The organism is Psychrobacter sp. DAB_AL62B (genome assembly GCF_028895345.1).
Classification (GTDB): domain Bacteria; phylum Pseudomonadota; class Gammaproteobacteria; order Pseudomonadales; family Moraxellaceae; genus Psychrobacter.
Genome location: NZ_SAXC01000012.1, coordinates 47,292 through 71,784, shown reverse-complemented (window position 1 = coordinate 71,784; position 24,493 = coordinate 47,292). Strand labels below are relative to the sequence as shown.

The 24,493-nt window shown below is 42.5% G+C and carries 19 protein-coding genes; 2 read left to right on the top strand and 17 right to left on the bottom strand.

Going from position 1 to position 24,493, the window contains the following annotated elements:
• Positions 1–179 precede the first annotated feature (179 nt).
• From modB to EPB74_RS12295, 16 genes are all read right to left on the bottom strand, one after another.
• Positions 180–881 carry a molybdate ABC transporter permease subunit gene (gene modB / locus EPB74_RS12370; RefSeq protein WP_089555981.1) on the bottom strand — a complete coding sequence of 234 codons (702 nt, stop codon included), beginning with the start codon at positions 879–881 and terminating at the stop codon, positions 180–182.
• Positions 882–1,073: 192 nt separating this feature from the next.
• Positions 1,074–1,973, bottom strand: coding sequence for a molybdate ABC transporter substrate-binding protein (gene modA, locus EPB74_RS12365; RefSeq protein WP_274904441.1), 900 nt, complete (start codon positions 1,971–1,973; stop codon positions 1,074–1,076).
• 178 nt (positions 1,974–2,151) lie between these two features.
• Positions 2,152–2,643, bottom strand: a complete 492-nt coding sequence (locus EPB74_RS12360; protein ID WP_079691208.1) for a molybdenum cofactor biosynthesis protein MoaE — start codon at positions 2,641–2,643, stop codon at positions 2,152–2,154.
• A 65-nt stretch (positions 2,644–2,708) separates the two neighbouring features.
• Positions 2,709–2,987, bottom strand: a complete 279-nt coding sequence (locus EPB74_RS12355) for a MoaD/ThiS family protein (protein WP_274904440.1) — start codon at positions 2,985–2,987, stop codon at positions 2,709–2,711.
• A gap of 60 nt (positions 2,988–3,047) precedes the next feature.
• Complete coding sequence (gene moaC, locus EPB74_RS12350; protein WP_274904439.1) at positions 3,048–3,599, bottom strand: cyclic pyranopterin monophosphate synthase MoaC; 552 nt, start codon at positions 3,597–3,599, stop codon at positions 3,048–3,050.
• Between the two features lie 26 nt (positions 3,600–3,625).
• Positions 3,626–4,366 (bottom strand): molybdenum cofactor guanylyltransferase, encoded by a 741-nt coding sequence (gene mobA / locus EPB74_RS12345; RefSeq protein WP_274904438.1) that lies wholly within the window; start codon positions 4,364–4,366, stop codon positions 3,626–3,628.
• Positions 4,367–4,369: 3 nt separating this feature from the next.
• Positions 4,370–4,900 (bottom strand): molybdenum cofactor biosynthesis protein B, encoded by a 531-nt coding sequence (gene moaB, locus EPB74_RS12340; RefSeq protein ID WP_045447155.1) that lies wholly within the window; start codon positions 4,898–4,900, stop codon positions 4,370–4,372.
• 67 nt (positions 4,901–4,967) lie between these two features.
• Positions 4,968–6,071 (bottom strand): GTP 3',8-cyclase MoaA, encoded by a 1,104-nt coding sequence (gene moaA / locus EPB74_RS12335; protein WP_274904436.1) that lies wholly within the window; start codon positions 6,069–6,071, stop codon positions 4,968–4,970.
• Positions 6,072–6,336: 265 nt separating this feature from the next.
• Positions 6,337–7,632, bottom strand: coding sequence for a molybdopterin molybdotransferase MoeA (locus EPB74_RS12330; RefSeq protein ID WP_274904435.1), 1,296 nt, complete (start codon positions 7,630–7,632; stop codon positions 6,337–6,339).
• Positions 7,633–7,740: 108 nt separating this feature from the next.
• The gene (locus tag EPB74_RS12325; RefSeq protein ID WP_342462791.1) at positions 7,741–8,880 is read right to left on the bottom strand and encodes a peptidylprolyl isomerase; all 1,140 of its coding nucleotides are present in this window, start codon (positions 8,878–8,880) and stop codon (positions 7,741–7,743) included.
• A 259-nt stretch (positions 8,881–9,139) separates the two neighbouring features.
• The gene (locus EPB74_RS12320; protein WP_274904434.1) at positions 9,140–10,354 is read right to left on the bottom strand and encodes a globin domain-containing protein; all 1,215 of its coding nucleotides are present in this window, start codon (positions 10,352–10,354) and stop codon (positions 9,140–9,142) included.
• A gap of 235 nt (positions 10,355–10,589) precedes the next feature.
• Complete coding sequence (gene narI / locus EPB74_RS12315) at positions 10,590–11,315, bottom strand: respiratory nitrate reductase subunit gamma (protein ID WP_089555997.1); 726 nt, start codon at positions 11,313–11,315, stop codon at positions 10,590–10,592.
• A gap of 11 nt (positions 11,316–11,326) precedes the next feature.
• Positions 11,327–12,184, bottom strand: a complete 858-nt coding sequence (gene narJ / locus EPB74_RS12310) for a nitrate reductase molybdenum cofactor assembly chaperone (RefSeq protein WP_274904433.1) — start codon at positions 12,182–12,184, stop codon at positions 11,327–11,329.
• Position 12,185: 1 nt separating this feature from the next.
• Positions 12,186–13,724: a nitrate reductase subunit beta gene (gene narH / locus EPB74_RS12305; protein WP_274904432.1), complete on the bottom strand. Its 1,539-nt coding sequence runs from the start codon at positions 13,722–13,724 to the stop codon at positions 12,186–12,188.
• A gap of 137 nt (positions 13,725–13,861) precedes the next feature.
• Positions 13,862–17,620: a nitrate reductase subunit alpha gene (locus EPB74_RS12300; protein ID WP_274904430.1), complete on the bottom strand. Its 3,759-nt coding sequence runs from the start codon at positions 17,618–17,620 to the stop codon at positions 13,862–13,864.
• Between the two features lie 437 nt (positions 17,621–18,057).
• Positions 18,058–19,437: a NarK family nitrate/nitrite MFS transporter gene (locus EPB74_RS12295; RefSeq protein ID WP_089556000.1), complete on the bottom strand. Its 1,380-nt coding sequence runs from the start codon at positions 19,435–19,437 to the stop codon at positions 18,058–18,060.
• 369 nt (positions 19,438–19,806) lie between these two features.
• Here EPB74_RS12295 and EPB74_RS12290 point away from each other — a divergent pair, with 369 nt between their 5' ends.
• Positions 19,807–21,846 (top strand): histidine kinase, encoded by a 2,040-nt coding sequence (locus EPB74_RS12290; protein ID WP_274904429.1) that lies wholly within the window; start codon positions 19,807–19,809, stop codon positions 21,844–21,846.
• Between the two features lie 114 nt (positions 21,847–21,960).
• Positions 21,961–22,620, top strand: a complete 660-nt coding sequence (gene narL / locus EPB74_RS12285) for a two-component system response regulator NarL (RefSeq protein WP_079691221.1) — start codon at positions 21,961–21,963, stop codon at positions 22,618–22,620.
• Between the two features lie 142 nt (positions 22,621–22,762).
• Here the strand turns inward: narL and EPB74_RS12280 are convergent, their stop codons facing one another.
• Positions 22,763–24,244 (bottom strand): MFS transporter, encoded by a 1,482-nt coding sequence (locus EPB74_RS12280; RefSeq protein WP_274904428.1) that lies wholly within the window; start codon positions 24,242–24,244, stop codon positions 22,763–22,765.
• Between the last annotated feature and the right edge of the window lie 249 nt (positions 24,245–24,493).

The following is a 24,493-nucleotide window of genomic DNA, read 5'->3' as shown; positions in this document are numbered from 1 at the left end:
TGTGGCAAGTCCGGTATGTCTTTGCCGATAGTATGCGATGACTTCGATCTTGAAGTCTAGTGTGTAACGCATAAAAATACCCCATAAGTTGTGTCCAACTTATGGGGGTCAGTTCAATTTTAGCTTTATAGGTTAATTGAGGGTTTTTTATGCAATAGCGTTTATTTTTTATGGAAGCTTTATGAGCGCTGATTCAATCGGCTGACACTTGCAATCAATGCCACCATAACCATGCCCATGATAATGAGAATAATAGACATCATGTGCGCTGCCTCATAATTCAGCGCCTCTACTTGCTCATAGATAGCAATAGAGACGACTTTAGTCTCACCCGAAATACTACCGCCAATCATAAGTACCACACCAAACTCACCAATGGTATGCGCAAAGCTGATTAGACTACCAAGGATGATACCGATACGTGCTTGCGGTAGTGCCACGCGTATAAAACGTCTTAAACGGCTGGGCTCTAGCAGATGAGCGGCGTCCATGACACTGGCTGGAATGCGTAAGAATTGCGCATAGACAGGCTGAACGTAAAAAGGTAATGAGTAAATGATAGAGCCAATTACTAGTCCTTCAAAGGTAAAGGTGAAAGCGCTGATATTATATTGTGCAAGCCATTTGCCAATGCCAAAGTTTGGGCTTAACAGCAGTAATAAGTAAAAACCGATCACCGTTGGTGGCAACACAAGAGGCATGGCAATCACCCCCATGAGTAGTATCTTTATACGGCCAATGATATTGCCGCAACTGGGTTTGGCCAACCAATAAGCCAATGGGGTTGCAAACAATAATAAACATAAGGTGGTAATACCGGCAAGCTTGATGCTCACCCATACGGGGAGCAGCATATCTGAGATAAGAGACTGAGACATCATAGCGTCACTGTTTATTTACCTTTTATCTAATACATTACTGATAGGACGTTACTTATAATGCCATGCCATTTATGATACTTAGCATCATAATATGAAGGCGCACTGATAACAACAGCTTTAGCCTCATTGTCAGCGCGCCTTCATTTATAAATGGCAGTATAGAACTGATAAAACAACCTATCTACAGATAGGCTACTTAACCGCTAAATAACCCGCTTTAGAAAAATAAGCTTGTCCTGCAGGAGAGCGTAGATAGTCAGTGAAATCTGCTGCGGCTGCCACGTCAGTGATAACGATGCCGTCTTGTAAGATAGCAGGATAAGACTCTGGTGGTAAGATATAAAACTGCTCAGGCGTCGCTTTAATGGCGGTGACTTGTGAGTGCGCAACAAAGCCATAGTCGACACTACCGGTATGCGCATATTGGAAAGCTTGACCAATATTTTCAGCTTGTATGATGCGTTTTTGCGCCGTTAGAGAGTCATAGAGCTTTTGCTCTTGTAGATAGGTTTTTGCTGATTCACCATAAGGAGCAAGCTCTGGATTGGCAATGGTGATTTTTGTTTTATTATCGTTCTTTAGTAACTCAGTCAATGTGGTTTGGTTCAGTCCACTAACAGGTTTGGTGGCACTATAAATAGATAGCTGACCTTGGGTATAAGTAAATGGCGTGTGGCTTGTGTCACCTTTAAACATCTCACCTACTAACTTAGCGGGGAATTCTTGATTGGCAGCTAAAAAAATATCGTAAGGCGCACCTGAGGTAATTTGAGAATAAAGCTTACCTGATGAGGCAAAGGTGACTTCAATTTTTTGATTCGGCTGATTTCTATCAGCTTTATAACCTTCAATGATTTCAGGTAGTACATCTGATAAGTTGGCTGCAGCTGCAATGCGCATAGTTTCAGTTGGTTGAGTCGTTGCATCATTAGCAACGGCTTGCGTCTCTTCCGTACTGGTTTCTTTACTACAAGCACTTAGACCTAATACCAAACAAATAGATGCGCCTAGCGTTACGATAGGTTTTGATAATTTTAAGTAAGACAGATTGGTGACGGGTTCACGATGACCATTTGATTGCTTCGATTGCATAATATATATCCTCTAATTTTAAAATATGAAACAATTATCAGTGAAAAAATATTGGTTTTGAAGTCTAGGTTACTTATTTATATTAGACAGCTTAATATCGGATTTTTTTTTAGCTAATAATGATATTTACTGCCATTATGAACCTTTACATGAGCTTCTTTTGCTTAGCCATTGTTGCTTAGCCATTGTTGCTTAGCCATTTAGAAGAATCATCTTGATAGTACTCTTGCTTCCAAACGGGAATATCTGCTTTAATCGTATCGAGTATCCAGCGACAGGCATCAAAGGCAGGGTAGCGATGGGCTGAGACGACGCCCACCCACACCGCTACATCACCAATCTCTAAAGCACCGATACGATGAATGGCAATAGCATGAGTGATCTCAAAACGCTTTTTGGCTTCTTCAATAATGGCGCGTCCTTGATTGAGGGCGAGGTCTTCGTAGCCGTAATAGGTTAAGCGATTGACGCTACTGGCATTATTGTGGTTGCGTACCCGTCCCTCGAAGCATACAAATGCCCCGCAACTGTCATCATCGAGGGTGTTTTTAAGCCGGCTTTCGTCAATGTTGGTATCTAATAGCGCAAAACCATCACGTTCAGCAATCAGGTAGGCTTCATCGATGCTACGTTTAATGTGCATCGACTGCCCATGTACATTGTCTGTCATTTATTTTCTCTATTTATTATTTTGAGTGAGCTTTATAATGATATAAGCAGAAAGTATGAGTAACATTAACCGCCAGCGACGGGTGTAATAAAAACCACATTATCACCATCATAAATTTCATCTGTCCATTTGGCAAAGTAGTCGTTTACCGCCACGCGTAGCTCTGATTGCGGGCGACTAAAACGATACTTTTGGCGCAGCTGCTCATATAAATCGGTTAATGAAGTCGACTGTTGCACATTGATTTTTTCTTCATGACAATTGGCTTCATCAGCCAAGCTTGCGAAGTATAAAACAGTAATATTCATCGTGGCATCTGTATTACTTTCGATTAAAGCGCTCATAGCAGTCTCCATTATTTGTTAATTACCAAACTTTATGCATATCGGAACAATGATACTTATTTAGGCATGCTGATAGTCTGATTTGCCGCCCGTTTTATTCATCAAATGAACATTATCAATGATAATGTCATGCGAGATAGCTTTGGTCATATCATAGATGGTTAAGCAAGCGACACTGACCGCTGTCAGCGCTTCCATTTCTACCCCAGTTTTATGCGTGACTTTGACGGTGGCAGTGACAGTGATGCTATTTTTATTATCATCGTATACAAAGGTTAAGCCAATTTTATCTAATGGTAGGGGATGGCAAAGTGGAATAAGATCGTGGGTACGTTTGGCTGCCATGATACCGGCGATATGAGCCGTTTGAGTGATGCTGCCTTTTTTGGTCATGCCGTCAGCAGCCTTGATTTGCTCATAAATCGCTGCGGGGAAAACTACCTGTCCTTGCGCACAAGCTTCTCTTGTCGTCGCCGTTTTGCCACTGACATCGACCATCGTAATGTCGCCGTCGCTATCTAGATGCGATAAGTTTGATTTAAACGATGTTGCTTTAGCCAATGTTGATTCAGCTAGTGTGGCTTCATTATTTATTTGGAGATTACTACTCATAGGTAAAACCTTTTTTAAACTGTTTTTTATAGATGAGTCAAAGCTATACAGGCGCGTTTGAAATCTTCGGGAGTATTAAAATTGGTCAAATACTGCCAGTTTTTGGGAAATGACACAGGCTGGACGATAGGCTTAATAAACTTCATCACTTGGCGCTGTCCATGATCAATATAATGCTTTAAATTAGGCTCAATACTTAAGCGATAAATACCTAATAATGGATATAAATGACTGTCATCCGTTAGGCAAATGGCAGATTTATCTGCGGCTTGTGTTATATAAGTCTTTAGCTTTTGCCATAAATCGGTTGCAGGAACCAAGCTATCACAGCTAATAACCATCAGCCAAGATGCGTGCGCGTTTGGTATTTCGCCTAATTTCGTCAAGCTTGCCGCAGATTGTAGCGCTGACTCAATGGCCACTAATGCGCCGCCCGTTTCGATCTGCTCGTCATCATTACCAGAAAGATAGTCAGTAATATGAAATATCGTCGCTTGTGAACTTTGTAAACCCAAATTCGTATTTATCGTAAAATCACGCCCATTATCAGCAATCATAATAGGCAGGTTATGCGTAGCTGTGGTGCTTAATTCAAGCGCCTGTCTAACATGATAATCAAGCAGGCACTCGCCTGTCGGCAGTATGAGCTCAGCTTTGGGCGAGCCCATCCGTGTAGAGGCACCGCCCGCCAAAATAACGACACCTGCTAAGTGATTTGACTTATAACAGTCACCTGCAGCGCCTGATTTATCTAAGACATCATGCATTGCTTAATCATGACCTGGATTGGTACGCATAAAATGTGGGACAAAATTACACGGACGCGTACGGCTATCGAGTTGCTCTTGCAAGATACCTTCCCAAGCGGTGCGGCAAGCACCTGATGAGCCGGGTAAGCAGAAGATACCCGTACCATTTGCCATGCCAGCCACTGCTCTGGATTGTATGGTAGACATACCGATATCGTCTTTTGAGATTAAGCGGAACATCTCACCAAAGCCATCAACTGATTTGTCAAACAATACGCCAACCGCTTCTGGCATGCTGTCTCTAATATAAAAACCAGTACCGCCAGTGGTAATAATAGCGTGCACATTTGGGTCTGCAATCCAGCCACTGATGACCGCTCTAATCTTATAAATATCATCAATAATCAACTGACGATCCGCAAGTTGATGCCCTGCTGCGGTTAATTGATCGACCAGATACTGACCCGAGGTATCTTCTGCAAGAGTACGGCTATCAGAAACCGTTAAGATGGCGATATTAAGCGGGGTAAAGGGGGCTTGCAGCTTACTCATGGATATTCCTTAATAAATATGCTTGTTATAAAAAATGAAAAATTTGATTATTAGTATATGGTTGATTCTAACCACCAATCATCGACAAGTTATTCATCATGCCACTATTGGACTCATGGAGATGATGGTGTTCAGGTTTGATTGGCATAAAGCTATGTAGGGTATTAACGAGCCCTGCAACATCATCTTGCTGTAGGTGCTGACGAATATCGTAGTTGCCTTGGTCAAATAGACACAGATGTACCTTACCTTGACTGCTGACACGCAAACGATTACAGCTGTCACAAAAATGGGCGGCATAAGGCGCAATCATACCGATGCGCCCTTGATAATCAGGATGGCTATACTCTATCGCTGGACCATCGTTGCTGCCACGCACATGGGTTTGCCAACCGTGTTTTATCAAATAGTTGGTAATAATGTCGGACTGTGCATGCTGCGCAAAAAATAAATCGCTGTTGTCACTGGTTTGCATAAACTCAATAAATCGATAAGTGACAGGTCTGTCTTTTACATAATCGATGGCATTCATCAGATTTTCAAAGGCAGTTTCAGCCATCAAAATACTGTTTATTTTTAGTTTGATATCCGTGGTCGCTAGTAATTTATCCATATCAGCCAACAGCTGTGGCAACATATCAAAACCAGTCATCTTATGAAAAGTAACAGCATCAAAGCTGTCCATACTGATATTAATTTGGTTTAGTCCAGCAGCGTGCCAATCGGCTAAGTGCTTACCAAGTTTATAGCCATTACTGGTCATGGCAACGGTTTCGATACCCTCGGTGTTTTTAACAGTTTTAATAATGTCTACCAAATCACGACGTATGGAGGGTTCGCCACCAGTAATCCGTACTTTTTTGGTACCTACTTGGGCAAAACCGCGGATTAAAGTCGCAATTTCAGCGACACTTATCTCGTTCTGTGGTGGTTTACCTTGATAGCCATCCGGCAGGCAGTATTCACAGCGGAAATTACAGAAGTCTGTAATCGATAAGCGCAGATAGGTTAGACGTCGTGCGAAACCATCTGTTAATGGTTGAGAGAGCGTACTAGGAGAATGAATAGACGACATGGCGACTTTCGACGGTGAATCACCATCAGAAATAGCGGGTGCAGCGACAGGCGAATACAGTTGAGCATTGCCTGCATTGGGGGCAAGATGGTTCATAGATGATTACCATTAATATTAAGTATATTGTGTACTTTTAGGCGTTGCCTCAGGTTGTGAGTGAAAAATTCTATTTAGATATCATTATGACAGCTTATCAGCAAATAACAATTAACCGTAAGTTACTTAAAAACTACCACCAAAGTAGTAGAAGCTAAATGGTAGTGGATAATAAGTTTCTCACGGTTAATGGTATAAAGAATTATTAACTGTTTAGCTGTAAACAACGCAGTTTTCAGTTATTAAACTATCAATGATGTAACTTTCAATGATTCAACCAAGGGAAGGGTTGAACCTGTACGTTTTCACCAGCCGCTAGGTTACCAGAATCTTGAGCCAATACAATAAAACAGTTGGCGTGGCTAAGCTGTTTGATACGGTGCGATTGCTGTTTGGTAAAGCTTTCAACTTGAAAAGTGCCAGCTTCATTTTGTGACAGAATCCCTCTTTGAAAGTCCGTACGACCTGCTGATTTTTTAATATCATTTTCAAGCGTTGCGCTTAGGGTCAACTGCATGGGTCGCTCTTGTAGAGCAGCGCCTGCCATTTGCCACAATGCTGGAATCACAAACTGTAAGGTGCCGACGACCGTCGATAATGGGTTGCCGGGTAAGCCAAAATACAATACTGGCTTGGCAAGGTTTTGAGTCAGCTCACCAAATACAAAAGGTTTACCGGGTTTCATAGCCACTTTATAGTGATTAATTTTTCCTAATTGTTCAATAACGGTGGTTAAAAAGTCATAATCACCAACGGATACGCCAGCGGTAGAAATAAGTACGTCACACTCTTGCATCGCTTTGGTCACAGCGGCAGTGGTTTTGTCTAAATCATCAGCAATGATGCCATAATCACGAATATCTACCGGTAAATCAGATAATAGGCTTTTGAGTGTGGGGGTATTGGAATTATAGATGTGCGCCAAGCTTTCAAGCTCATTGCCAATCGCCACGAGCTCATCGCCAGTCGCGAGCACACCGACGATCAAAGGTTTATAGACAGCAACTTTATCGACACCTAAATTCGCCAATAAACTAATATCAGCAGGATTCAGTCGTTTACCTTTGAGTAAAACAGTTTCACCAGTTTCAATTTCTTCGCCTTGCTTACGAATGTTGTCATCGCATTTAGCGGTTTGACTAAGCGTGATGGCATAAGGCTGTGATTTATCAATGCTATCTCTTATCGCTGCAAAGTTGGTGTTTTCTTGCATGATAACCGTATCACAGCTGTCAGGTACGACTGCACCGGTAAAGATACGTATCCCTTGTCCTGCCTTGATATCACCAGCGTAAGGACTGCCAGCTTGTGATTCGCCGATGATAGTAATAGTACTGCATGCTGAGAGCTCACTACCTTGAGCAATCGCATAACCATCCATCGCGGATAAGTTCTGCCTCGGTATAGCAAAGGGCGAGACAATGTCTTCAGCCAATATCTGATTACGGCTTTCTAATAAGTCGTAAGTATTGATTTGTCTGTTAGGTAGCGGATAGTCATTATAGTTATAAGTTTCTACGCGCTGCTTTATTTCAGAGATGAGCCCTTCAACCGTAATCATAAACTTCTACTCATTTTATTAATGTTGGACTATTTATAACATCAGAGATACGTTATACCATAAGAGCTACTTTATATCATAACAATGTCGTCACCGACAGATGATTGATTAGCCGCGGAATATATTCTCTTGCTCAAGCATCATCTCGATACCTTCGATGTCTGCTTCATTCGCTAGCGTAAACAGATAATCGCATAATGCTTGATGAAACGCTTGCTGGCTCAGCTTATTATGAATAGCAGGGACAACTTGATCATAAGTCATCTGTATGCCAGGTTCTTTATTTAATACATCAACGACGTGGAAGCCATATCTGCTTTCGATGGGGCTTGGCGCAAGTCCTGCGTCTGACTTAAATAACGCGCTTTCAAATTCTGGTACGGTTTGTCCTTTGTTAATCACACCCAACTCACCGTCTTGTTCTTTTGAAGGGCAAGCAGAGTGCTGGCGTGCCAATTGAATAAACTCTGCATCGGGATTGGCATTATTTTTAACTTGTTCAATAAATTCGTAAGCGGTCTTTTTGAGCTTTAATCGCTCGTCGCCATCTTCAGGCAGACAAGCCAGCAAGATATGGCGCACGTTCATAATAGGATCGGTCATATAGTCCGTAATATTTTGCTTATAGTAACGCTCACACGTTGCCATATCAGGCATGGTCGCTTGGACATTTTTATCTATCAAGGCAGAAATAGCTTGTTCTTCATCGTTTTCCCATGCCGCTTCGCCAAGGTTTGGCTCATCCAAAACCGCCAGTCTAAGTAGTTCACGTACAACCAAAGCCTGCGTCGCTAAAAATACCGCGTCTTCTTTATTTTCTGCTGGGTGATATTGCAGCTCTTGGGCAATGTTAGTTCTACCTATCATCACACCATTTACCGTGACCGAAGGCAATTCATCACGACTAGAAGCGATGAGGTTTTTATGGTTGCTGTGTTCTTCCGCCATTGCCTTTTCGATGAACTCTTGATCAGAATGTGGTTTTTGTAGATCGGTCAAGGTTGGCATTAAATGAACGATATCATCACCATGACTATGATTGTGCTCATGACTATGATGATTGTGGTCATGGCTGTGATCGTGACTATGGTCATGACCACAATTATGACCGCTGTGCGTGTGATTGGCATCAGTAGAGGCATGAGCAGCATGGTCAGTATGAGTGTCACTACTAACGTTGTTATTTACGCTGTTACTTACGTTGTTAGTCGTCGTGTGGTCGGTTGGATTGTAGGTACTGACAGTCATGGCTTTTGCTCCACTAAAGTTTTTGATAAAAGGATTCTTGTAATAGGAATCTTAAAATAAGATTGAGGTTTTACGTTAAAAACTGAATAAAAATAAAAAAATAGAGCCGCTTTTAAACGATTTATTCAATAGTACTAAATTTATGATGTATGCATAAATGTCGTGTCTATCAATTTATTTAAAAGCGGCTCTACGGTGGTGCTAAGCTTATTTTCTGCCATGCTCAATATTATTTATAACCTCAATAATATTGATAGCATTAAGCCAGCTCTATGCTCATTTTAGGACCAAATGGTTCGTAATGAACACTATCCACACCATGGTCTAGGCTCATTAGCGTATCGATAATACTTTCCATAAAGGGCATAGAGCCACAAACATAAATATCAGCAGGCTTAGGTAAATTAGCAAGCCACGCTTCATCAAGAATTTGCCCAGACTCAAAGTAGAAGATGTGCTTTTCTACGTTTTCAGCAGCGGCTAATAGCGCATTTATTTCATTATTGAAAGCATGATGCTCTTGGTTTTGGCAAGCATAAACCCAGACGATAGGACGCTTTGGATTGGCAGTTACTTGTGCTTCTAACATCGATAAAATCGGTGTTACCCCAACCCCAGCGCTGACAAGCACTAATGGAATATCGTTTTGTTGTACTAAATCTTGGTTGAGCTCAAAATCACCAGCCGGTGCAGACAATAGAACCGTATCGCCGACTTCTAATGAGTCATGCAGATAATTAGACACTAGTCCATTATGCTCATTACGGTTATCGCGTCTGACCGCAAACTGGATGCCTTTATCGCTATTGGCTGAGAATAAAGAATAATGACGCAGGGCAATACGGTCGCTGTCGGTTGGATCTGTTTTTACCGTGATGTATTGACCAGCGCTTAGTTTAAGTTTGCTTAGGTCGATAGGTTTGTGGCTTACTGTGTTATTGCTTTCTAAATCAGCGTTTACTGGAACGACCGTAAAGGCGGCGATATCAGTGGCGGCTTCTACTTTTTCAGTCACTTTAAATGGGGCAAAACCTTGCCACATTTCCTGCTCGTACATACCGTGTTCGACTTGGATAAATACCGAGGCAATTTCATCATAAGCTTCAGTCCAAGCATTGATGATGTCGTCATTAGCCGCTTCACCCAGTACTTCTTTGATAGCACCAAGTAAATGGGTGCCAACGATAGGGTAGTGCTCTGGCAAAATCTGTAAGGCACGATGCTTATGACTGATTTGTGTGACTTGCGGCAATAAAGTCGCTAAGTTTTCCAAATGTTTGGCCGCTGCTAAAACCGTCATTGCTAATGCGGTCTGTTGACGACCTAGTTTCTGATTGGTTTCATTAAAAATATCTAGTAGTTCAGGATGTCCATTAAACATATTTTTATAAAACACAGTAGTAATTGCTGTCCCATGTTCTTCAAGGACAGGTACCGTTGCTTTGACGATTTCTAATGTTTGTGGTGAGGCCATTGTGGTTCCTTTAGTGAGTATATTCACATTGATAAGTTTAGGGATTGAAGCTCAAAAAATGAAATTGGTAACAGTAATTAGATATTTAAACTGCGATGAACGCTGCAACTAGGTGCAGGATTAAGCATTCAGCAGTAAAATAATCAAGCTGTTTCCATAAGATTCATTAAAAATGAATCTTATGGTATCGTATTCCTATTTAAACATCAATGCTGTTTCACTATTGTGCTTATTTCTATTGCGAACGTTTCTCTCTCACAATTTGATAGCGGCGACCTAAATACCACACTGGCGCGCTAATAATATGAATGAGCCGTGTGAATGGGAATATCGCAATCAGCGTGATACCTAGTGCCATATGCAGCTGATAGATGAGGTCAGTTTGCTCGATACGAGCTGCTGCTTGCCAAGGCCTTAAGATGGTGATGTCCTGTGCCCATCCTGCTAAATTCATCATAGTAAAGCCATCTAGATGTTTTACTGAGGTAAATATGGATATTAATCCGAGGTTGAGCTGAATAAATAACAGCACAAGTATCAGCTTGTCGGAAAATGATGAGGTGTTGGAGATACGATCGTCCGTAAAGCGTCGCCACATCAGCATGACCAAACCAAACCAACAAAATACCCCCGCAATACCACCGACGACCACCGCTAAAATCTGCTTATGCCCAGCACTGATAAAGCGGTCATAGAGAAAATGCGGCGTCAACATACCGAATAAATGCCCAAGCAATACCACGATAATACCGACGTGGAATAAGTTGCTAGCAAGACGCATATTTTTGGTTCTTAGCATTTGTGATGAACCGGTCTTCCACGAATACTGAGATAAGTCAAAACGTACCCAAGTACCAATGATAGCGATGGTCAATGCTATATATGGATAAACACCAAAAAGAAAGATTTGCAGCCAACTTAGATTGGCTAAAGACTGTACGCTAGGATCTGCAATATTCATATCTTCTCTCCTTATGATTGTTTAACCGGTGGATTGGTTTTAAAGTCTACCCAGTGCACAGGAGCGTCGACGATGTTTTTAGTGGGGGCAGTTCTAACACCCGCTTTTGCCGCCAGACTTTGGGTGCTGGTCTGAGAAGAACAACGCTCTTCTTGTTGCGCATCCAAGAAAGTAACCACTTCCTCTTCCCATTCTTTGTCTAATGCTTCAAAGCTGTCATCAGGCTTTTCTTTACTGATTTTTTCTTGATACTCTTCGACCATATCAAGAGGCTTGCCAGCTATTTGCAATAGCGCATTAAAGCAGCCTTTATACATACTGCCGCGGTGCTCAAGTCTGGCAGCAAGCAAGGCAATGATATGACTGACATCGGCAATATCCATACGAATTTGAATATCATCGTCGATAACGGTTGCTTGATAAGCCAAGAATTCTAGATATAAAGGAAGATAATCAGGGAGCTCTTTGACGCTAATGGCAAAGCCAGCTTCTTCATATTGACCCATCAAATCGACCATGGCTTGACCGCGATCACGCGATTCACCATGTACATGCTCAAACAACCAAAGTGATAAAGACCGACCGCGCTCAAAAAGACCGTCATAACGCGCTTGTGCTTCAAGAGAGCCGGTATCGATTAGATCTTCAATCAAGTCAATGATTTGCGTGCGTACTTCAGGACTAATAATGGTTGATCTAGCGATAATTTCTGTGCAATCAGCCAAGGTATCACCTAAAAATAGCTCATTGCTTGGATAGTCGATAAGTAAGCTTAATACTTTGAGTATCTTCAATTCTGATGCACCAATCACTGGTGGCATTACAGAATCGATGACAGAGCTGTCGGTATGAAATTGAGTAGTTTGCATCTTATGACTCCCACTTTTGGACAGTATCGATGAAATCACGACGATTGGTTTTGCGTTGTCCGAACATACTGTTATCAGAAGTACCTGAACAGCCTTCACCAAAGGTAAAACCACAGCCGTTACGTTCAGCAAAGGCATCACTTAACGCTTCTTCGCGATGCGCAGTTGGAATAACAAAACGATCTTCGTAGTTGGCGATAGCAAGATAGCGATACATCTCTTCAACTTGTAGCTTGGTCAGACCAACATCGTCTAAGATGCTTTGAACTTCTTGCTTTTCGACCAGTTGCATACGTTTGTAGCTACGCATAGCAAGTAGACGCTTCAATGCAAGACGAACTGGCTCTTCATCACCTGCGGTCAAGAGGTTGGCCAAATAACGTAACGGGATACGTAAGCTGTCAACATCTGGAATTAGACCATCCATACCGACTTTGCCCGCTTCAGCAGCGTTTTGAATCGGTGATAATGGTGGTACATACCAAACCATTGGTAGCGTACGGTATTCAGGGTGTAGTGGTAGCGCAAGCTTCCAATCTACTGCAAGCTTATATACTGGTGAGCGCTGCGCAGAATCAATCACTGACTGCGGAACACCGTCTTTTAATGCTTGAGCAATAACGACAGGATTATTAGGATCTAAAAATAAGTCTAATTGCGCAGGATAAATATCTTTTTCGTTTGGTGTACTAGCTGCTTCGGCGATTTTGTCAGCGTCATATAGCAAGACACCTAAGTAACGGATACGACCGACGCAGGTTTCTGAACAAACGGTTGGCAAGCCAGCTTCAATACGTGGATAACAGAATATACATTTTTCTGATTTACCGGATTTCCAGTTGTAATAAATCTTTTTGTACGGGCAGCCTGAGATACACATGCGCCAGCCGCGGCATTTTTCTTGATCAATTAGAACAATACCGTCTTCTTCACGCTTATAGATCGCGCCACTAGGACACGCTGCTACGCAAGTTGGGTTCAAGCAATGCTCGCATAGACGCGGCAAATACATCATGAAAGTATTTTCGTACTCGCCGTAGATATCCGCTTGAATGTTGTCAAAGTTTTTATCTTTACGACGTTTTTCAAATTCTGTACCTAAGATTTCTTCCCAGTTAGGACCCCATTCAATCTTCTGCATCCGCTTGCCAGTGATGGCTGAGCGTGGACGGGCGATAGGCTGATGGGTACTGATAGGAGCGGTATGAAGATGCTGATAATCGAAATCAAACGGTTCGTAATAATCATCGATTTCTGGCAAATCAGGGTTGGCAAAAATATTTGCCAATACTCTGAATTTACCACCGATGCGTGGATTTATGGTGCCGTTGGCATTACGTATCCAGCCGCCTTTCCATTTGGTTTGGTTTTCCCACTCTTTGGGATAGCCAATACCGGGCTTTGATTCAACGTTGTTGAACCATGCGTATTCCATACCTTCACGGCTGGTCCAGACGTTTTTACAGGTAACTGAGCAGGTGTGGCAACCGATACATTTATCAAGGTTAAGCACCATGCCGACTTGCGAACGAATTTTCATGGATCTGTGCTCCAAATAGTAGTAGAAAAAGCAGCTCTTTATTCTTCAGTAAGGTCGTTTTAAAAGATGTCGTTTCAAAAGATATTGTTTAAAAAAATAAATTCTAAAACGACCTATTTTCAGCAGAAGAAAACGCTTTAATCCTCGATGGTGGTTGGTAATGGACGAGGTAATTCGTTATCTGGCTTATCTTCTAGCCAATCGATTTTTGACATCTTACGAATCACAACAAACTCATCACGGTTACAACCCACGGTGCCATAGTAGTTAAAGCCATAAGATTGCTGGGCATAACTACCAATCATATGCGTCGGTTTCAAGATAGTACGGGTCATTGAGTTATGAATACCGCCACGCGTACCGGTCTGCTCAGAACCTGGAATATTGACCAGTTTTTCTTGAGCGTGATACATCATGGTCATGCCTTCTTTGACCCGTTGGCTGACAATGGCACGAGCGGTAAGCGCGCCGTTCGCATTAAACAGCTCAATCCAGTCGTTATCGACGATACCTGCTTTGGCGGCATCAACTTCTGACATCCAAACACAAGGTCCACCGCGGCTTAGGGTCAGCATCAATAAGTTTTCAGAGTACGTACTATGGATGCCCCATTTTTGGTGCGGTGTTAAAAAGTTCAGTACAATCTCTTTATTACCATTTGGTTTGGCATCTTTTACCATCGCCGTGGTTTTGGTATCGATAGGTGGACGATACTGCTGCATTTGCTCGCCAAACGCTTGCATCCAAGGATGATCTTGATAGAACTGTTGACGACCAGTCAGGGTACGCCAAGGAATCAGCTCATGGACGTTGGTATAACCGGCGTTATAACTCACTTCATCTGACTCAATACCTGACCACGTTGGGCTTGAGATGATTTTACGGGGTTGTGCGACGATATCTTTAAAACGAATTTTTTCATGTTCGCTAGATTTGGCAAGATGGGCATGCTCGCGTCCGGTAAACTCAGACAATGCTTCCCAACCTTTTACGGCGACATGACCATTGGTTTCAGGAGCCAGCATCAAAATCATCTCAGACGCATTAACCGCAGTGTCAAGGCTTGGTCGACCTTCAGAGATACCAGGCTCAGTAACTCTATGATTTAAATCACCGAGCTGTTTGACTTCGGTTTTCATATCCCAATTTAAGCCTTTTGAGCCGTTGCCTAGTTTTTCTAAGGCAGGACCCATAGAAGTAAATTTCTTGTAAGTATTTGGATAATCACGCTCAACCACCATAATCATAGGGCAGTTTTTGCCGGGTACTGGTTTTTCGCCTGCTGTTTTCCAGTCAGTACCACCGAATGGCTGCGCCAATTCGCCCGGGCTATCATGTTGCATTGGTAAGGTCACGACATCAGTTTCAACGCCCAAATGTCCTTTTGACACTTCAGAGAAGGTCTTGGCAATGCCTTTATAAATTTCCCAATCCGTTTTAGATTCCCAAGCAGGGTCGGTTGCGGCGGTTAAAGGATGAATAAAAGGATGCATATCTGAGGTATTCATGTCATCTTTTTCATACCATGTCGCCGTTGGTAGGACGATATCTGAATACATGCAGGTCGATGACATACGGAAGTCTAACGTGACAACCAAATCTAATTTACCCGTAGGGCCTTTTTCTACCCAATCGACTTCTTTTGGTTGCAGGTGACCTGCGGCATTTTCTTCATTGAGCAAGCCATTTTTGGTACCCAAGAAGTACTTGAGCATATACTCATGACCTTTACCCGATGAGCCCAAAAGGTTTGAGCGCCAGATAAACATGTTGCGCGGGAAGTTGTCTGGGTTGTCTGGTGATTCACAAGCAAAGCGTAGGCTGCTATCTTCAAGAGAGTCGACGACATACTCTTCCACGTCTTTACCACTTGCTTTGGCTTTAGCGGCGATAGTCAGTGGGTTGCAGTTAAATTGCGGGGCAGAAGGAAGCCAGCCTGCGCGCTCTGCTTGAATGTTGTAGTCCAGCATGTGTTCTGGGAAAAATTTCTTATCGACAAGTGGCGAGAGTATTTCATGGGCAGAAATAGTTTCATGACGCCACTGTGAGCTGTGCGCATAGAAAAAGCTGGTACCAGCCATTTGGCGTGGTGGACGCATCCAGTCGAGCGCAAAGGCAAGAGGTAACCAGCCTGTTTGTGGACGCAGTTTTTCTTGACCAACATAATGCGCCCAGCCGCCACCCGATTTACCGATACAGCCACAAAGCATGAGCATATTGATAACGCCGCGATAATTCATATCGAGGTGATACCAGTGATTCATACCAGCGCCGATGATAATCATCGATTTACCATGTGTCTTATGCGCGTTTTCTGCGAACTCACGGGCAACTTGAATGACACGCTCACGGCTCAAACCAGTGATAACTTCTTGCCAAGCAGGAGTTCCTGGTACAGTCGCATCGTCATAGTCATCAGTAACATGCTCGCCACCAACACCATTATCTACACCAAGGTTGGCAACCGTTAAATCAAATACAGTGGCAACGATAGCGGTTGTACCATCGGCAAGGGTGATTGTTTTACAAGGAACGGTTTTTTGTTGTATGGCTTCGCCTGGTACTGACGCAAAATGTGGGTGTTCAACATGACCAAAGTAATCAAAGCCTACTAGGCAGGTTTCATTGCTGTCTTTTAACGTCAGTGTTAGATCAATATCTGCGCCTGTGGTACCATTTTTCTGCTCAAGATTCCACTTACCTTTTTCACCCCAACGATAGCCGATAGAACCGAGTGGAGAAACCAGTTCACCATCACTGTTCAGTCCAATGGTTTTCCATTCTGGGTTGTTTTCTTGCCCTAAGTTATCAATTAAGTCAGAAGCGCGTAGATAGCGACCAGCATGGCGTGCGCCTTCTTCACCTTCTAGCATGACTAGGACGGGTAAGTCGGTATAGCGCTTGGCATAGCCTAGGAAATAATCACTTGGCTGCTTGAGATAAAACTCTTTGATAATGACATGACAGAATGCTTGCGCAACGGCGGCATCGGTCCCTTGTTTAGGGTTTAGCCATAAGTCCGTTAATTTAGAGACTTCCGCATAGTCAGGGGTGATTGAGACCGTTTTGGTGCCTTTATAACGAACTTCAGTAAAGAAATGCGCATCGGGTGTACGGGTTTGTGGGACGTTTGAGCCCCAAGCGATAATATAGTCAGAGTTGTACCAATCAGCTGATTCTGGCACGTCAGTCTGCTCGCCCCAAACCATTGGTGACGCTGGTGGTAAATCACAATACCAGTCGTAAAACGATAAACAGACGCCGCCAATCAACGATAAATAACGACTACCGGCGGCGTAACTGACCATCGACATCGCAGGAATCGGAGAGAAGCCGATGATACGGTCAGGACCAAAGGTTTTGGCAGTATAGACGTTACTAGCGGCAATAATTTCGTTGACCTCAGCCCACGTTGAGCGGATAAAGCCACCTAAGCCGCGCTTGGATTTATATTGCTCCGCTTTGATAGGGTCTTGTACGATACTGCCCCAAGCGTCGACTGGATCAGGATATTGAGCTTTGGCTTCGCGCCATAATTTGAGGAGCGGCTTACGAACTTTAGGATATTTCACACGGTTGGCAGAATACATATACCAGCTGTAGCTTGCGCCACGAGGACAGCCACGCGGTTCGTGGTTTGGTAGGTCTGGACGGGTTTCTGGATAGTCGGTTTGCTGAGTTTCCCACGTGACTAAGCCGTTTTTTACGTAGATTTTCCACGAACAAGAACCGGTACAGTTGACACCATGCGTTGAACGCACCACTTTGTCATACTGCCAACGGCTACGATACACGTTTTCCCAATCACGAGACTCATCGCGCGTCTCGCCATGCCCATCGGAGAATTCGCCCTTTTTACGTTTAAAAAAACGGAATTGGTCGAGTAAATGGCTCATTTCGCTATCCTCTGTATTATTGCCTATGGTGTATCTAAAGCTGAATGGCGCAGTACAAATAATCGCTGCCCACGCTGTAAATATTTTTCGATGGTGTCATTTTAAGTAAGCCATCACAGTCTTACTATTAGCTAACATGAGCAGAGCACTACCACCTTAGTAGTAGCTGTAAAAAATAAAATCTCATCAAAAAACGGTTAAGACGGTCATTTAAAGCAGTATTAAAAACATTATTAAGAAAAACATTAAGAAGATTATTAAAGTTTTTTAATAAAAAACCAACGGCACTCATCAAAATCCTAAAAAGTAGTTGGCAAAATTTAGACAAAAAAAGTGCTACTTACATGGGTAAGTAGCACAATTAAGAGGGGTCTTTTAGCTTAAAAAGTTGCGGTTTAAAAGACCATTTTTAAAAGACAGCTTTTAAGAAAATAGTTTTAACAAGGGATTTCAGCGTTAGAACGGCTGTAATACCACCAAGTTAATATAATACAGAGAATATAAAAAATGATTAAGGCAATAAAAGTACCATCAACACCCAGTCCAGAACCAAACATTTTAGGGATAAAGAAAGCGCCATAGGCGGCTATTGCTGAGGTGAAACCAACCACGGCCGCTGACTCTTTACGTATCTCGATGAATAACTCTTCTGTACCCGCTTTTTCAGGTTCACGGCGATCATGAAACGTTCTGAAAATCACAGGAATCATCGTAAAGGTAGAGCCATTACCGATACCTGTCGTAATAAATAACACCATGAAGGAGATAAAGTAGCCGACGAAACTGCCCTCATTGGTTTCACTAGGTAAGAAGTACATCACCGCCAACACTGCCAAAACCATGACCACATAGTTCCAAAATGTCACTTTTGCGCCACTGGTTTTATCAGATATCCAGCCACCTAATGGGCGAAATAATGCGCCGACTAGAGGACCTAAGAAAGCAAATTTGAGTGCATCAATGGCTGGGAATGAGTTTTTAATCAACATCGGGAACGCTGCTGAAAAGCCAATGAATGAGCCAAAGGTTGCCATATAAAGAATACACATGATCCAGTTGTGTTTACGTTTAAAGATGATCGATTGGTCTTTAAAAGAAGCTTTTGCGGTGGCAATATCATTCATACCAAACCAAGCTAATGCTGAAAATAGCAGGATAAAGGGCACCCAAATAAAACCAGCGTTTTGCAGATAAAACAATTTGCCGCTTGCAGAAACTTGTGGATCGCCGCCCAAGCTACCAAATGCGGCAACCAGTATAATCATCGGTACGACAAACTGCATAACAGAGACGCCAAGATTACCAAGACCCGCGTTTAGCCCAAGCGCAGTGCCTTGCTCAGCTTTTGGATAGAAAAAAGAGATGTTAGACATGGATGACGCAAAGTTACCACCACCGAAGCCGCAAAGTAGCGCAATAATGGCAAATATCATAAATGGCGTATCAGGATTTTGAACGGCAAAGCCCATCCACAGTGCTGGAATTAATAAAGAGGCTGTCGATATCGCTGTCCAACGTCGTCCACCGAAAATAGGCACCATAAAAGAATAAAAAATCCGCAGCGTCGCACCAGATAGACCGGGTAGCGCGGCGAGCCAAAATAACTGTCCTGCATCAAAATCAAAACCAATTTCTGGTAAGCGCACGATGACCGCGCTCCATACCATCCATACCGCAAACGCTAATAGCAATGATGGAATGGATATCCATAAATTTCGACGAGCGACTTTTTTGCCGCCGCCTTCCCAAAATTCTTCTACTTCAGGACGCCAGTCAGTAATGAGCTTACCACCTTTGAAGTTGTAATGACTGCCCATACGATTCCTCACTTAATATCGTCTATGCTTAGTTATAATGGGTGTTTTTATCACGTTAAGTCGCTATTGAAATCGCCATAGACTATCGTTTAGATTGCCAATAATCAGTCAGTAAACTTGAGCAATGACGGCATAGCGCTAACGGATTTATTCACAGGCATTTGCTATATTTGTTGCAAATGATGACTTACGGTACTGTGATATGACGGTTATTAGTATTCATACATAGTGGTATACTGATGGCTAAAAGGGGTAGGAGGCAGGCAAAAATTTAGCGTCTAAAATAAGATTTGAGCGAATAATTTTTGCTTGTTGGTACGCTTTAATTTGTAGTTGAGATGGTTTAATAACAGGTAAAAGCCACAAATGATGAATAGCTTGCGAAGACACTCTTTATCACTTCATGCTTGGGGCGCCGTCCTTATCGTCGCTATCCTATGCTTCATGTCAGCGATAGGAAGTGGTGCGCTTGCTTGGGTAGCGAAGTCAGATGCTGAGGCTATTAATACGGCAGGCTCGATACGTATGGCAGCTTATCGTATAAGTTTTCAGCTCGCGACGGATTTTTCTGATGACAATCCTTTTAGTTCAAGTTTAAACATTCGGCAAGACAGCCTTAATCTTACTCATGACAAGCAAGTTGAAAAACAGGGTAAATTAGATTTTTCTAATAAAGACACCTCTGAAAAGGTCGAAATTCTTATTGAAGATATGGAAAGTCGGCTGGAAGAATTACAGACGTACCAGTTGACGAGTGCTAACAGAAGTACGCCCATTACCAATCAACTCAATCAGATAAAATCCCAGTGGTTTCAGGCTTTAAAGCCTGCGTTATTAGGGCAAGATAAGCAGGCGTTTTATCGCGTTTCAGTCAAGTATATTGACGATGTTAATCGCTTGGTTAGCGAGTTGCAGTACAGAAACGAGCAGCGTCAGACATGGCAGCAAAACTTACAAATATTATCACTGATATTAACCATCATTATTATGCTGATTGGCATGCGCCGACTGCATCAAGCAGTACTAACGCCTATCAAGCAACTCATCAAAGCCAATAACCAATTTAAAAGAGGCAAGACTAATACCAGAGTGTCTATAACGGGTTATAGAGAGTTTGAGGTGCTTGGCAATTCTTTTAATGACATGGCAAGTACGATTGAGACCTATCAGCGCTCGCTTGAGAGTGAGGTGCAGATAAAAACCCAGCATCTGACAAAAGCCAATCACGTCCTGTCGCTGTTTTATGACTTTTCCAAATCGATCACCACCAACCAAGTCAGCTTATATCGTCTCGATAAGTTGGTTGCTGATTTCAGTAAGACTTTGCCGCATTTAGAATTCACTTTATGTATACAGAATAAATATATAACCAATAAAAACGCCATCGTTCTACATGGCGAAAGAATGAAAGAGCTGTGCAAAAAGCTTAATTGCGATAACTGCGTGACCAAAAATGGTGAGTTCACTAAGTCTTATCCTATCAGCCATCAACAAGAAGAGTTTGGTGAGTTACGCGTTAGACCAAAGTCTATGCTAGTGATGAATCGTTCTTTTATCTCGGATGATGACAGTAGCGAGATAACGGCCTCACAGCGTATTCAGATGACAGCAACAGGCAGTATTTTCCCATTTTCGAGTGTTGAGTTGGATGCCCAAAATGACGAGTTAATCGTTGCGTTGAGCAACTTAATCAGTGCAGCGTTATCGCTGCGCAAACAAAGACAGCAAGAACATCAGCTTATTTTATTTGAAGAGCGATCGACCATTGCCAGAGAGTTGCATGACTCTTTAGCGCAGTCGTTGTCCTATTTGAAAATCCAAGTTAGCGTCTTAGAAAGGCATCTTAAAAATGCTGCCAGCGAGCCAGTTGAAGCGCCCATCTATCAAAATATCGAACAGATAAAAGTGGGGCTAGGTTCGGCTTATCAGCAGTTAAGAGATTTATTGGTGACGTTTCGCCTAACGATTGATAACGACAATTTTGATGAAGCATTGCACGAAGCTGCCAGTGAATTTGCCCTAAAAGGCAGTTTTAATGTGACAGTCCACAATCGTATTATGACGCTTAATTTAAGTGCCACCGAACAGATAGATTTGATTCAAATTGCCAGAGAAGCGTTGTCAAATATTAGCCGCCACGCCCAAGCACAAAACGTAGAGATTCAGCTGGGCTATGAGGATGGTGATAAACATATCGTGATGAATATTATTGATGATGGGGTTGGGATGTCAATGCTAGGCAGTGTCGATCAGACACAGCATCACGGTTTGATGATTATGAAAGAGCGCGCCCATGATATCGGCGGCGAATTGATCGTGACTGACAACCAACCACGCGGCACTATCATTACTGTGAGATTTGAACCCAACTTCTTTGATGAAGATAGCAATAAAGACGCTTATTTGTAATCAAAAAAATGCTAGTTTTGAGCAATTAGCTGGTTATTTTTGAATGTATCATTTTTGAGTGTATCATTTTCGAGTAATTAAACTCTTGTACCATTTTTTATTTGCGAGTATGTTATGAGCACCAAAGTTTATACCAGTACGTCTCCAGCTAGGCTATTATTGGTCGATGACCATCCTATGCTACGTCGAGGCATCTTCGAGTTATTAAGTCTTGAGGACGATGTCAAAGTCGTTGGTGAAGCCAGCAATGGTCAAGAGGCGCTAGCGTTTTTAGAAAATAATGAAGTAGATTTGGTGATACTCGACCATAAAATGCCGGTACTCACTGGTATTGAAACCTTAAGAGAAATCAAAGCAAGAAATATCAGTACCAAGACCGTTTTGTTCACGGTTTCTGATAGTGGTGAAGACGTACAAGAAGCTTTAAAATTAGGCGTCGATGGTTATCTGTTAAAGGATATGGAGCCTGAGTTGATTATTATTGATATTAGAAAAATACTACGCGGCGAGCTGGTCATCAGCCCAAATCTGGCTTCGATATTGGCACAAACGCTACGCACGCCAAGTATTCAAGATATTGCCAGCAATCTGACCACCCGAGAGCTACAAGTGATTCAAATGATCGCTGAGGGGCTCAGTAATAAGATGATTGCCAATAGTTTAGATATTGCTGAATCGACAGTGAAAGTACACGTAAAGCATATTCTTAATAAAACGGGTCTACGCACGCGTGTCGAAGCAGCGGTTTGGACAGTAAACCATTTGTCTAAATAGCGATCTCTTAAAATAATGGTCACTAAGCTAAAGGTATTTATAGTCTAAACATAAAAACCCACCTAACTTTCGCTAGGTGGGTTTTTATGTTTAGACAGACAGACAGACAGACAGACAGACAGACAGACAAAAGGTCTGCATTTTAGCTTTGACTTTCTGCTGCAATCTGCCGATCGACCGATGACATTTTATACTCATCACCAAAGGCATCTTCAGGCTCTGCTAGCCAGAAATAGCACACAATCCACGCAATCAGCGCACCGATAGCGATAATATAAAAGAATTGATTGGGCTCAACAAAGGTATAAATGAATAAGTAGAATACCGCCCCAACGTTACCATAAGCGCCTGTCATTCCTGATATCTGACCAGTCAGACGACGCTTAATGGAAGGGATAATACCAAAGGTTGCGCCTTCAGCACCTTGCACAAATACCGAACATAGAATTGTAAATACGACGGCGATAAACAGCGGCCATTCGGCATTGAGCAAGCCCATCAGCACAAAGCCAATAGCGATACCAAACATATAAACCAACATCACTAAACGACGATTACCGACTTTATCAGAGATATAGCCGCCAAGTGGACGCGCCCATAAATTCACAAATGCAAACGTTGACGCAATCAAACCTGCTGCGGTTGGATCCAATTTCCAAGTTGCCGCAAAGAACATCGGTAGCATGGAGACAACCGCTAGCTCTGCGCCAAAGTTAGCAAAGTAGCTCACATTCAAAGCAGCAACCGATTTAAAGGGGTATTTATCATCTTCTGGAATACCGGCTTTGATTATAGGTAAATTCACACTGATGGCTTTATAAATTTGATAAATAATCATCAATACAAGCACGCTGTAGCAGACGATAGCGCCTGTCATACTTAAAAAATTCATCGCTTGGGTACGATAAACCAGCAATCCCAATACGCCATATAATGGAATAATAAATAGGCAATATAACCACAAATCTTTCCAAGTAGATACTTCTAAAGCCCCTGATTTTCGTGCTTTTTTATGTGTACCAACCTCTGGTCCGTCAGTGATTAAAAACCAATAAGCTACGCCATATACAGCTAATAGCAAGCCAGATAACGCAATTGCCCAGCGCCAGCCATCGTCACCACCAAAAAACTGTAAGGCTACAGTGGGTATGGTAATAGCTGCGGCAGCGGAACCAAAGTTACCCCAACCTGCATAGAAGCCTTCGGCAAAGCCAATGTCTTTTGGCTTAAACCATAAAGCTGTCATATGAATACCGACGACGAAACCTGCGCCAACGATAGACATGAATAACCGCGCGACGAATAGCTGCATGGCAGAATCACCAAAAGCGAAGAACCAAGTCGGTATCGCCATCACCACCATAAGTATGGAAAAAACGCGCCGAGGACCAAAACGGTCCAACGCCATTCCAACAATCACGCGACCAGGAATGGTCAAAGCGACGTTGGCAATCAGGAATAACTTAATATGATCAGGGGTCAAATAGCTTTCAGTCTGTAGCATCGACGTGGCGAGCGGCGCCATATTGAACCAGACATAAAAGGTCAGAAAAAAAGCAATCCACGTATAGTGAAGTGCTCTGATATCACGGCGTTCAAGCTCAAGTAACTCTTTTGCATGCATAATAATGTCCCCATTATAAATTCTGATGCTGGTAATGGGCACAAGATAGCAATAAGGGGGCTACATAACTATTGAGCGAAAGCAGTATAAGTACTCCTTTCCCTACTACTTAATAGGGAGTAATGAGTGGTTTTAGCTTTTTACCTATTCATTTTACTTATTCATCCATAGTCACGAACACATGAGAGTAGCAAAACATTTCAAAAAATGTTATTTTGTATAAACAATAATTATTATCATTAACAGTTT